The sequence below is a fragment of the Pseudomonas syringae group sp. J309-1 genome (assembly GCF_032582135.1).
Classification (GTDB): Bacteria; Pseudomonadota; Gammaproteobacteria; order Pseudomonadales; family Pseudomonadaceae; genus Aquipseudomonas; species Aquipseudomonas quasicaspiana.
Map to the genome: position 1 here is coordinate 1 of NZ_JAWHNU010000097.1, position 10,452 is coordinate 10,452.

General features: G+C 59.3%; 12 protein-coding genes. All 12 read right to left on the reverse strand.

Annotated elements, in window-relative coordinates:
- Window positions 1-217 precede the first annotated feature (217 nt).
- The 12 genes from RX972_RS28335 to nac all read right to left on the reverse strand — a co-directional run bounded on the left by RX972_RS28335 (window position 218) and on the right by nac (window position 10,170).
- Window positions 218-1,051 carry an ABC transporter substrate-binding protein gene (locus RX972_RS28335; RefSeq protein WP_316880540.1) on the reverse strand — a complete coding sequence of 278 codons (834 nt, stop codon included), beginning with the start codon at window positions 1,049-1,051 and terminating at the stop codon, window positions 218-220.
- Between the two features lie 58 nt (window positions 1,052-1,109).
- Window positions 1,110-1,838: an amino acid ABC transporter ATP-binding protein gene (locus RX972_RS28340; RefSeq protein ID WP_027898359.1), complete on the reverse strand. Its 729-nt coding sequence runs from the start codon at window positions 1,836-1,838 to the stop codon at window positions 1,110-1,112.
- Between the two features lie 26 nt (window positions 1,839-1,864).
- Window positions 1,865-2,605 carry an amino acid ABC transporter permease gene (locus tag RX972_RS28345; RefSeq protein ID WP_316880542.1) on the reverse strand — a complete coding sequence of 247 codons (741 nt, stop codon included), beginning with the start codon at window positions 2,603-2,605 and terminating at the stop codon, window positions 1,865-1,867.
- 6 nt (window positions 2,606-2,611) lie between these two features.
- Window positions 2,612-3,310, reverse strand: a complete 699-nt coding sequence (locus tag RX972_RS28350; protein ID WP_316880543.1) for an amino acid ABC transporter permease — start codon at window positions 3,308-3,310, stop codon at window positions 2,612-2,614.
- Between the two features lie 105 nt (window positions 3,311-3,415).
- Window positions 3,416-4,168 (reverse strand): SDR family oxidoreductase, encoded by a 753-nt coding sequence (locus tag RX972_RS28355; protein WP_316880545.1) that lies wholly within the window; start codon window positions 4,166-4,168, stop codon window positions 3,416-3,418.
- Between the two features lie 320 nt (window positions 4,169-4,488).
- The gene (locus RX972_RS28360) at window positions 4,489-5,256 is read right to left on the reverse strand and encodes a 5-oxoprolinase subunit PxpA (RefSeq protein ID WP_316880547.1); all 768 of its coding nucleotides are present in this window, start codon (window positions 5,254-5,256) and stop codon (window positions 4,489-4,491) included.
- Window positions 5,253-5,675: an acetyl-CoA carboxylase biotin carboxyl carrier protein gene (locus RX972_RS28365; protein WP_316880549.1), complete on the reverse strand. Its 423-nt coding sequence runs from the start codon at window positions 5,673-5,675 to the stop codon at window positions 5,253-5,255. The genes RX972_RS28360 and RX972_RS28365 overlap by 4 nt, the downstream gene beginning before the upstream one ends.
- 10 nt (window positions 5,676-5,685) lie before the next feature.
- The gene (locus tag RX972_RS28370; protein WP_316880551.1) at window positions 5,686-6,657 is read right to left on the reverse strand and encodes a biotin-dependent carboxyltransferase family protein; all 972 of its coding nucleotides are present in this window, start codon (window positions 6,655-6,657) and stop codon (window positions 5,686-5,688) included.
- A complete protein-coding gene (gene pxpB / locus RX972_RS28375; protein WP_316880553.1) occupies window positions 6,654-7,325 on the reverse strand; it encodes a 5-oxoprolinase subunit PxpB in 672 nt (223 codons plus the stop codon). The genes RX972_RS28370 and pxpB overlap by 4 nt, the downstream gene beginning before the upstream one ends.
- Window positions 7,322-8,674, reverse strand: a complete 1,353-nt coding sequence (accC, locus tag RX972_RS28380) for an acetyl-CoA carboxylase biotin carboxylase subunit (protein WP_316880554.1) — start codon at window positions 8,672-8,674, stop codon at window positions 7,322-7,324. Before accC ends, pxpB begins: the two co-directional genes overlap by 4 nt.
- Window positions 8,675-8,700: 26 nt before the next feature.
- Window positions 8,701-9,150, reverse strand: a complete 450-nt coding sequence (locus tag RX972_RS28385; RefSeq protein WP_316880556.1) for an acetyl-CoA carboxylase biotin carboxyl carrier protein subunit — start codon at window positions 9,148-9,150, stop codon at window positions 8,701-8,703.
- A 105-nt stretch (window positions 9,151-9,255) separates the two neighbouring features.
- Window positions 9,256-10,170: a nitrogen assimilation transcriptional regulator NAC gene (gene nac, locus RX972_RS28390; RefSeq protein WP_099268290.1), complete on the reverse strand. Its 915-nt coding sequence runs from the start codon at window positions 10,168-10,170 to the stop codon at window positions 9,256-9,258.
- Window positions 10,171-10,452 lie beyond the last annotated feature (282 nt).

Consider the following 10,452-nt stretch of genomic DNA (forward strand, 5'->3'; position numbering starts at 1 on the left):
CGATCGCGGGCAAGCGCGCTCCTACAGATGAAAAAGTACTCCAAATCAAATAGTTGTAGTTTGTTTGATAGGAGCAGAGCTTGCTCGCGATAAGGCTGGATGCGATCTAAAGTGGACCGCGTCCTGCCTTATCGCGAGCAAGCTCTGCCCCCACAAAGGTCTCAGCTAGCAGGTAGAAAAAGAATCTGCCACACACTCAGCCTAGGGAATCCAACCATTACGGCAACGGATCAAACTTCAGTGCGCTCAGGCTCTGCACTTTGTCTTCGCGGACCATTTTGTATTCGGTGTTCGGGCCGATCCAGCGTGCCCAGATGGCGTCGATTTCACCGGCGTCGTCCATGGCTTTCAGTGATTCATTGACCTTGGCGAGGAAGGCGGGCTCATCCTTGCGCATACCGGCACCGATCGGCTCAAGGGCCATAGGCTCTTTGGCGATGGCCAGTTCAATGCCGGACGCCTTGGCCTGATTGACCAGTTTGATGGCAGTCATGGTGTTGGTGACCAGGCCCAGAACCTTGTTCTGCTGCAACGCCATGTAGGCCGAACCTGTGTCCTGGAAGGTCACTGGAATGGCCTCGGCGATGCGGATCGATTGTTCAGAAGTCGAGCCCTTGGTCGAGCTGATGCGCTTGCCCTTGAAGAACGCCTTGTCCTTGTCGGCATTGGCCGCGTGAACCACCAGGGTTTCCTTGGCAATGTAGTACGGATCGCTGAACTGGATCTGGTCGGCGCGGGTTTTGGTGTACGCCAGGTTGGCGAACAGGACGTCAACGCGGCCCATTTTCACTTCGGGAATCCGTGCTTCAACCGACATCGGCTTGAGCTCGAGCTTGACGCCGAGCTTCTTCGCCAGTGCAGTACACAGGTCCACGTCCATGCCTACCAGTTCACGGGTTTTCGGATCCGGTGCGGAGAATGGCGGGACATCGGCATACACGCCGCAGCTCAATGACTGCCTGGCCATGATGTCGCTCAGTTGGTCTGCGTGGGCGACAGTGACTGCCAAGGGACTCAAAGCTACAGCGGCGAACAAATGCTTGATACGCATGGGAAACTCCAGAAATTCAGGATGAGTTAAGAGCAGGTCCAGCGGCAGTTTTTAAATATCAGTGCGCCCGCAGATCAGCGATGAAACGCTGGGCGCGAGGGTGTTGGGGTTGGCTGAAAAAGCTCTCAGGGTCGCTTTTTTCCAGGATTTGCCCGGCGTCCATGAACCAGATGGTGTCAGCCACTTCTCGAGCGAAATTCATCTCGTGAGTCACGCACATCATGGTCATGCCGTCTTTGGCCAGGCCTTTCATGACGCTCAGCACTTCGCCGACCATTTCCGGGTCGAGGGCGCTGGTGGGCTCGTCGAAGAGCATCACCGGTGGTTCCATGGCAAGTGCGCGAGCAATCGCCACTCGCTGTTGCTGACCACCGGACAGTTGCGCCGGATAAGCGCCAGCCTTATGCGCCAGGCCCACACGGTCCAGCAACTGCATGGCGCGTTCCCTGGCAGCCGACCCCTTGAGCCCGAGGGTCTTGGTCGGCGACAGGATGATGTTGTCCAGCACCGACAGATGCGGGAACAGGTTAAAGCTCTGAAACACGAATCCCACCCGGCTGCGCAGGCGATTGACGTTGGCGTCGGTGCCGTTCACGTCTTGACCGTCGAACAGGATCTGGCCTTTCTGGATGTCTTCGAGACGGTTGACAGTACGAATCAGGGTTGATTTGCCCGAGCCCGAAGGCCCGCACAGCACCACCACTTCACCGGTGTTCACTTGGGCGGTGAGGTTGGTCAGCGCCTGGTACTCGCCGTACCACTTGTTGACGTTGGAAAACATGATCATTGGACGCATGAGTCAGCCCTCTTTAATTAATGGGGGGTCAGCAAAGGGCTGTCGACGGCGGCAGCGGTGACGGTGCCCAGACGTTTGCGGGCAATGCGCCGCTCCAGCCAGTCGGCCAGATGGGTCAGGGCGAAACACAACAGGTAGTAGATGACAGCAAGGATGAAAAACACCTGGAATGGCTTGGTCAGCAACTGGTTGTTGACCTGATTGGCGGCAAAGGTGATTTCCTGCACGTTGATCACGTAGCCCAGCGAGGTTTCCTTGATAATCGAAATGAACTGGCTGAGCAGGCTGGGGAGGGCGTTATAAAGTGCCTGGGGCAATATCACCCAGAGGGTAGTGCGCATGTAGCCCATGCCCAGTGCGCGGGACGCTTCGTATTGGCCGCTCGGCAACGCCTGAATGCTGCCGCGAATGATTTCGCTCAGGTAGGCGCTCTGGTAGATCACCAGGGTGCACAGCATCGTAGTGAAACCGGTGATGTTGTGGCCGATCAGCAGCGGCACCAGGAAGTAGGTCCAGAAAATCACCATCAGCAGAGGGATGCCGCGCAGTACGTAAATCCAGACGGTCGAAAACCAGCGCAGCGGGGCCCATGGGGAAATCCGCGCCATGGCCAGCAACATGCCTAGCGGGAAGGCGAAAATCAGCGCCAGAATCGCCAGAATCAACGTCGCCGCCAGACCGCCCAGTGGCCCGTGCGGGTATTGACCAATAAGGAACAGCGTCCAGTTCTGTTGAAGGATCGTGAAGATATCGAACATGCTCGCTTACCTCGCCAGGGCTTTGTTGAATCGCTTGGCCAGCAGGGCACCCAAGCCCATCAGCAGCAGCGAAAAGGCCAGGTACACCACCGAGGCGACCAGAAAGGATTCAAAGGTGCGGAACGTGTAGTTCTCGACTTCGCGAGTGGCGTAGGCCAACTCCATCACGCCAATGGCCATGGCCAGGCTGGTGTTCTTGAACAGCAGCACGGTGTGGTTGATCAATGACGGCAGGCAGTTGCGCACCCCCTGCGGCAGGATCACGTAACGCATCGAGCGCACGTAGCCCATGCCCAGCGCCCGTGACGCTTCGGTTTGTCCGGATGGGATGGCGCGCAGGCCGCTGCGAATGTCTTCGCTGAAGTAGGCGGCCTGACAGAGGCCCAGCGCGATGACCGAAAACAGATACTCAGTGTTGTAACCCGCGAGCCAGATCTGAGTGGAGGTCGACAGCAAGGTTGGAATACCGAAATACCAGAGCATCAATTGCACCAGCGTCGGCACGTTGCGGTGGTAGGAAACGTAGGCCGCCACCAGACCATTGGCGTATTTGTTGCCGGTCAGACGCACCGTCACCAGAACCAGCGCGAGCAGCATGGCCAGGCACCAGGCGAACAGCGCCAGTTGCAACGTCATTTCGATGCCCTTGACGATCAGCTCGGCATATTCGCCGGTGAGGATCGGGGCTAGATCGAAGTCATTCATGGTCAATCCCTATCGGCATTGGTAGGGGCAGAAAAAATGCCAGGCGCTGGCCTGGCCAAAAGAGCGCATTGACGGATCAGTCCGTTCTGGTCGCTTGGGCTGAACTCAACTCTGATAGTCCTGCGGACGGGCCGTGGACAGGCCGCCGGGTACTTGCAGCGTCGGGGTGATTTCCATATGGCCGATGTTTACTGCAACCGGCGCTGCGATCGCGAAGGCGATGGCATTGGCGATGTCCGCGGCCACCGGCAATTCGAAACCTTCGACGAAGCGTTTGTAGGTCTCTTCGGAGTCGCCATGCACATGGGCAAAGATGTCAGTAGCAACCCGGCCCGGACAGACTTCGGTGACCCGGACACGCTTGCCGAATGCGTCAATACGCAGCTGGCGCGAGAGCATGCTCACGGCTGCTTTAGTCGCGTGATACGTGGAGTTGCCGCCGAAGTTGTAGGCCGCAGCGATGGAGCTGATGTTGATGATATGGCCGCTGTCGCGCTCGACCATGCCGGGCAGCGCCAGACGGGCCAGATGCAGCACTGCGCGCAGGTTGACGTCGATCAGGAAGTCGATGCCTTCAGCGTCCGCAGCAAGGATTGAGCCCGGACGATCCACACCTGCGTTATTGACCAGAATGTCGAAGCGGTGTTGTTCGAACAGCGCGGTCAGGGCCGGCAGATCGGTCACGTCGATCGCGTGGGCGATGCAACCGGTGCGTGCCGCCAGTTCAGCGAGCTTGTCGGCGCTGCGGGCAATGGCATGCACTTCAATACCTTCCTGGCACAGGCGCTCAACCACGGCGGCACCGATACCGGAAGAGGCGCCGGTGACCAGCGCGGTTTTGTAATCGGAAAATGGCATTGCGTGTACCTCTGAATCCATTGGTTCACCGGTCTGTCCGGTGAACGTTAAATACGGTCTGGTGTTGCTGATGTATTGACTCTATCCAGCAGCAACCCTGACGACCAAGACGGAATGGCTGTGTGGCTATAAGCGTCTCTTATGACGTCTGGTGCGCCTGGAACGGCTTGAGTTGCAATGCAATCCTTGTGTTTGGAATGCAGTCTTTGTGGGAGCTGGGCTTGCCCGCGATAAGGCTGGACGCGATTGACCTGATATCTGCGGCGCACTTATCGCGGGCAAGCCCAGCTCCCACAGGAGGAGCACTGTTTACCTCGCATCTACGCCATCAACCGGCTGATCGGCACGATCTGCCCACCCGCTGATTCGATTTCAGTACGCACGGTTCTCGCCAGTTCGACTGCGCCGGGGGTGTCGCCATGCAGCAATATCGAGCAGGCGCTGACCTTGATCACCTTGCCGCTGATGCTGGTCACGGTGCCGTCTTCGAGCAATTGGCGAACCCGTTGCAACACAGCGGCGGGGTCCTTGATCACCGAATTGGCGATCTTGCGCGGCACCAGCAGGCAGTCGTCGTCATAGGCGCGATCCGCCAGAAAGGTCGTCGCAACCCGCAGATTGTTCTGGCTTGCAGCCGTTTCAATGGCGCGGCTGCTGGACGAGCTGACGATGATCTCGGGATCAAACGCTGCCACTGTACGAATCAACTGCGCCGCCAGGTCGGCGTCGGCAGCGACCATGTTGCCCAGCGCGCCATGAAAGCTCATGTGAGTCATGTGATGCCCGGCGACTCTGGCGATGGCGGCCAGCGAGCCGAGTTGATACGTCACATAGGTGCACAGCTCTTTGATTTCGATATTCATCTGCCGACGGCCAAAACCCGCCAGGTCCGGGAAGCCGACGTGGGCCCCAAGATCGATGCTTCTGGCTTTGGCCAGCAGCGCCGTGTTGTTCATGATCAGCGGGTCGCCAGCATGGAAGCCACAGGCGACGTTGGCCGAGGAAATGATCTCCATCAGCGCTTCGTCTTCACCCATGCGCCAGGCACCGAAGCCTTCGCCCATATCGGCATTCAAATCAATCTTCATGGTTGCACCGCGTCGGCGTCGAAAGGTAAGAGACTGATTAACGGCTGGCCGTAACTGACGGTCGTGCCATTGGCGACAAGTACGCTGCAAACCTGCCCGGCATGCTGACTGCGCACGGGCAGCAGCAAAGGCCCAACGGCCAGAATCGCAACCAGTTGACCGGGCTGAACGTCACTGCCGACAGGCGCGAGCACGATGCTGTCGTCCGGGTGGGCCAGCAGTAATCTGCCTACGCCGCTAGCCTTGATCTGCAGTGCGTCCTGCTCAGGCTGGGTTTCAAAGGCCTCGGTCGAACTGGAGTACTCAGCTGCAACACCACGCTTCAAACTCAACTTGAAACCTGGTTTATCGATTTCTGCACCGGACAAACCGGCTGCGGTCAGGTCAGCGACCAACTGGCGAATCTGTTCAATGTTCATGCTTCGCTCCTCAGCGCCGGGCCAGATTCTGCAGGGCCAAAAGACGTCGCACTTCAGCCAGATAAGCCTGATTTTCCTCAAGAGCATCCAGCGCCTGGTCGTAGCTGCATTCGATGAAGCGAATCCGGCTGCCAATCGCTGCCTGACCCAGGCGCCATAGATCCGCCTCAATCACAGTGCCAAACTTCGGATAACCGCCGCTGGGCTGGGCGTCACGCATCTGAATGATCGGCTGGCCGCCATGCGGCACTTGAATCACGCCAGGCACGATGCCGTGGGAGCGGACTTCCATGGCCTGCTCGGGCAGGATCGGCGTGCCTTCCAGACGGAAACCGTAACGGTTACTCTGTGAGGTGATCTTCCAGTCATCGCTCCAGAACGATGCGCGGGAATCAGCCTTGAATGCCTGATATTCCGCAGCGGGCAGAACGCGCATGGCGACAACTCCGTCAACGCTGAGCGGCAGCACATGAGTCGGGCTCAGTACACCAAAATCTACTGCGCGGGCGAGAAGTCCCGGCGCAGCGGCAGCCAGTCGATCACCTTGCTGCAAGGCCCGGCCTTGAAAACCACCGAATTCGCCACGCAACTGAGTGCTGCGCGAACCCAGCACCACCGGCACGTCAACGCCACCGGCCAGACAGAGGTAAGCGCGGCAGCCAGCAACCGGCTGATTGATCGTCAGCGTCTGACCCTTCAAGCCCTGCATTACCCAGTTTGGCGGGAATCCGACACCGTCCAGATCGGCCGCGCTGGCAGCACCGGTGACTGCAAAGGCGCAGTCTTCAAGCAGACGTACTTCAAAAGGGAATACCGGTATCTCGATGGCGGCTGCGTCTTCGGCGTTGCCCAACAGAATATTGCCGGTCGCGACCGCCAGCGTGTCCATGGCACCGGAAGTACCCACGCCAAAGCCCAGACTGCCAATGCGGCCCAGGTCCTGAACCGTGGCCAGGGCCGTGGCGGATAAAATCTCGATCATCGAATGATCCTCTCGATGCGAAAACGCAACAGATCCCCCGGCTGCAACAGCGCCGGAGGAGATTGAGCGGGGTCGAAAAACACCATTTCGGTGCGGCCAATGGTGTTCCAGCCGCTCGGGCCAGCGGAGGCAGAAACACCGGTCTGCACGCCGCCGATGGACACCGCGCCTGCGCCAATACTCAGCACCGGCACTTTGCGCCGTGGCGTGGCAATGCGCGGATCCATGCCGCCCAGATAGCAGTAGCCTGGATGGCTGCCCAGGGCATAAACCGGGTACAGCGGTTCGCTGTGCAGGTGCGCGATGGTTTCAATGTCCAGCCCGGTGTGGGCGATCACGTCGTCCATGTGCGGACCGAACTCGCCGCCATACACCACCGGCAACTCGATGATCCGGCCCTCAAGTGGCAGCGGCTCGCTGGCTTCCCACGCTTGCAGCAAGCGCTCGGTCAAGGCTCTCAGGTGGCGCGGCGGGACGTTGAAAGTCAGCATCAGGTTGTTCATGCCCGGCACCGATTCACGGATTTCTGGCCATTGCTCAGTCATCCGCGCCATGGCCCAGATCCGTTGTTGAGGGGCCAGATCAAGACTGCCGGGCGCTTCGAAGAGCAGGGCAGTGGTGCCCAGCAGACTGATAGTCGGACTCGCGTCCTGAAGAGCGATGCTCATTGCGGGCTCCGTTGCTTTAACCAGTGCTCAAGATGATGAATGTCCACGCCACCGGCGCAGAACGCGGGGTCGTCGAGGATTTCCCGGTGCAAGGGGATGTTGGTGGAGATGCCTTCGACGTACAGCTCGCTGAGCGCCAGACGCATGCGTGCCAGCGCTTCTTCACGGGTCGCGCCGTGGCTGATGACCTTGGCGACCATCGAGTCGTAGTAGGGCGGTACGCGATAGCCCGTGGTGACGTGGGAGTCAACGCGTACACCAAAGCCACCGGGCACTTCCCAGCGGGTGATCTGCCCCGGCGTCGGCATGAAACTGATCGGGTCCTCGGCGTTGATCCGGCACTCCAGCGAGTGACCGCTGGTGACGATATCCGCCTGACGTAATTCCAGACGTTCCCCACGGGCCATGCGTATCTGCTGCTGAACGATGTCGATGCCAGTGGTCATCTCGGTCACCGGATGCTCGACCTGCAAGCGTGTATTCATTTCAATGAAGAAGAACTGGCCGTCTTCGTAGAGAAACTCAAAGGTGCCCACGCCGCGATAACCGATCTGCTGACAGGCCTTCACACAGCGTTCGCCCACATGTGCGATCAGTTGTGGATCGATGCCCGGAGCGGGGGCTTCTTCGAGGACCTTCTGGTGGCGACGTTGCAACGAACAGTCGCGACTGCCCAGCCACACGGCATTGCCGTAGGCATCGCACAGCACCTGGATTTCCACGTGCCGCGGATGGCCGAGAAACTTTTCGATGTACAGTTCAGGGTTGCCGAAGGCCAGACGGGCTTCTTCCCGGGTCAGGGCAATAGCGTCGAGTAATTCCGCTTCTTGCTGGACAACGCGCATACCACGGCCACCGCCGCCGCCAGCGGCTTTGACGATCACCGGATAACCGATTTCACGGGCCACGGCGAGAATCGCCTGCGGGTCGCTGGACATGCTCGAATCAGGCCCCGGCACGCAAGGCACACCGGCTTCGCGCATGGCCCGCTTGGCGGCGACCTTGTCACCCATGGTGCGGATGCATTCAGCGCTGGGGCCGATAAACGTCAGACCTGCTGCTTCAATGCGCTCTGCAAAGTCGGGGTTCTCGGACAAAAAACCGTAGCCAGGGTGTATCGCCTGAGCGCCGCTGACCTGCGCGGCAAACAGCAGAGCTGACTGGTTCAGGTAACTGTGGGTCGGTGCAGCGGGACCAATACACAAGGCTTCGTCCGCTTGGGTGACATATTGCGCGTGGCGGTCAGCCTCGGAGTACACGACTACGGTTTTCAGACCCAGACCCCGACAGGCACGCTGGATACGCAGGGCAATTTCGCCACGGTTGGCGATCAGCACTTTATTGAACATTGTGGGCACCTAAAAAATACGGGGGGTCAAACCAGGCGAAACAACGGCTGGCCGGATTCAACCTCGGTGCCGCCGCTGGCCAGGATCGCTTCGACAATGCCAGCGTGAGGCGCTTTGAGCGGGTGGAACATCTTCATCGCTTCAAGAATCGCCAGGGTTTGCCCTGCTTCGACGTTGTCGCCGACTTTCACGAAAGGCGCTTCACCGGCTGCCGGGGTCAGGTGCAGTACGCCGTACAGGCTGGCCTTTACCTCACCACCGGTTTTGTTTTTCTCCGAAGCAGGGCGGGTGACCTGGACGGCGGCTTTTGGCGCTGCCTTGGTGGGCGCTGTGTTTGCAGGTGTGCCCTGCACGGTGTTGCAACCTGTGGCATCTTTGAACAGGCGCAACGTGCTATCGCCTTCCGTGAGGCTCAGTTCGATCAGGTCGGACTCGGCCAGCAACTCGATCAGTGCCTTGATGCGTTCTTGATCCATACCCTTGCCTTTACCTTTGCAGCTTGCCGTATTGAATGAAGTTCAATCTAACGAGGGCTGCGAAGGACCGCCAAGACGGTTTGGCTGTGGGGTGATAAGGCACGCTTATGACGCTGAGACGGTTTGAGCACGCATCTCTGCGACCAGCTCCAGCAGGATCGCCTTGACCGCCTGAGCCGGTACCGACAAGGGCAAATGACCTGACAGACACAAGGCTAGCGGCGCCTGAATATCTGGCTCGACGATGCGCAACATGCGTGCCCCGGTGGCGGCGACCAGCACCTTGGCGGCTGATTCGGGAAGGATGGTCGAACCAAAGCGTTCAGCCACCGCCGAGGTCAGGGTCGCCGACGATTCCACTTCGGCGACCACGTTTGCGCTCTGGCCAATGCTGACAAATGCCTCGTCTACCAGCTTGCGCATGATGTTGTAGGGGCGGGGCAGGAGCATTTCCATGGGGGCCAGCTCGGCCAGGCCAATTTCATCGCGTCCGTCCAGGTGCTCTTCAGCACTGACCAGATACAGGTTCTCCCGTAACAGTGGCACGAAGCTCAGGCCATGCACTTCGCGCCCGCCATACAGCACGGCCATGTCCATGCGGCCATTCATGATCAGTTCGCTGAGGGTGGTGCCGAAGTTTTCATTGAGGTACAGGAGAATGCCCGGATAGCGCTCGCGTACCCGTCGTAGCAGAGGTAGCGACAGCGTGGACGCAGCGGTGCCCGGCGCAAGGCCCACTGACACTTGGCCGGACAGTGCGTGACCGGTGTCGTTGACGTCGCTGATCGCCTGTTCGCACTGGCGCAGGATGTGTTGTGCATGGCCGTACAAGACCTTGCCAGCCTCGGTCGGCGTCACACCGCGTTTGGTGCGGATTAACAGTTGTTGATGCAGTTCGGCTTCGAGGGTTGCCAGCTGTTGGCTAAGGGCGGGCTGGGCGATATGCAGGACGTCGGCGGCTTGGGTCAGGCTGCCGATGTCGACGATCTTTACGAAGTACTTCAGGCGACGGAGGTTCAAGAGGAGGGCTCATGGTGGGCTGACATCTGTTGGGTGTTAGCAAAAGCCAGGCCACCGGTGGAGAAGGGCCTTAAGGGCATAGGTTTCTACACAACTTCTTTGTGTACATATCCATTACTGCGGTCACGGCTGATATAGGTTGCGCTTTTACAGCGCCTCACTTTTGATAGATCCGGAAGCCGGCCCAGACAAAAGTAAGCAAAACGCTCTTGCCCCACCACTTGGCACCTCGCTGTCGCTCGGTGTACCCGCCCACAGATCCTGAACCGTGGGCCGCCGCAA

Bases quoted from the DNA above. Each gene is read 5' to 3' on its own strand.
- RX972_RS28335 (WP_316880540.1), bottom strand. From the start codon at position 1,051: ATGCGTATCAAGCATTTGTTCGCCGCTGTAGCTTTGAGTCCCTTGGCA.
- RX972_RS28340 (WP_027898359.1), bottom strand. From the start codon at position 1,838: ATGATCATGTTTTCCAACGTCAACAAGTGGTACGGCGAGTACCAGGCG.
- RX972_RS28345 (WP_316880542.1), bottom strand. From the start codon at position 2,605: ATGTTCGATATCTTCACGATCCTTCAACAGAACTGGACGCTGTTCCTT.
- RX972_RS28350 (WP_316880543.1), bottom strand. From the start codon at position 3,310: ATGAATGACTTCGATCTAGCCCCGATCCTCACCGGCGAATATGCCGAG.
- RX972_RS28355 (WP_316880545.1), bottom strand. From the start codon at position 4,168: ATGCCATTTTCCGATTACAAAACCGCGCTGGTCACCGGCGCCTCTTCC.
- RX972_RS28360 (WP_316880547.1), bottom strand. From the start codon at position 5,256: ATGAAGATTGATTTGAATGCCGATATGGGCGAAGGCTTCGGTGCCTGG.
- RX972_RS28365 (WP_316880549.1), bottom strand. From the start codon at position 5,675: ATGAACATTGAACAGATTCGCCAGTTGGTCGCTGACCTGACCGCAGCC.
- RX972_RS28370 (WP_316880551.1), bottom strand. From the start codon at position 6,657: ATGATCGAGATTTTATCCGCCACGGCCCTGGCCACGGTTCAGGACCTG.
- pxpB (WP_316880553.1), bottom strand. From the start codon at position 7,325: ATGAGCATCGCTCTTCAGGACGCGAGTCCGACTATCAGTCTGCTGGGC.
- accC (WP_316880554.1), bottom strand. From the start codon at position 8,674: ATGTTCAATAAAGTGCTGATCGCCAACCGTGGCGAAATTGCCCTGCGT.
- RX972_RS28385 (WP_316880556.1), bottom strand. From the start codon at position 9,150: ATGGATCAAGAACGCATCAAGGCACTGATCGAGTTGCTGGCCGAGTCC.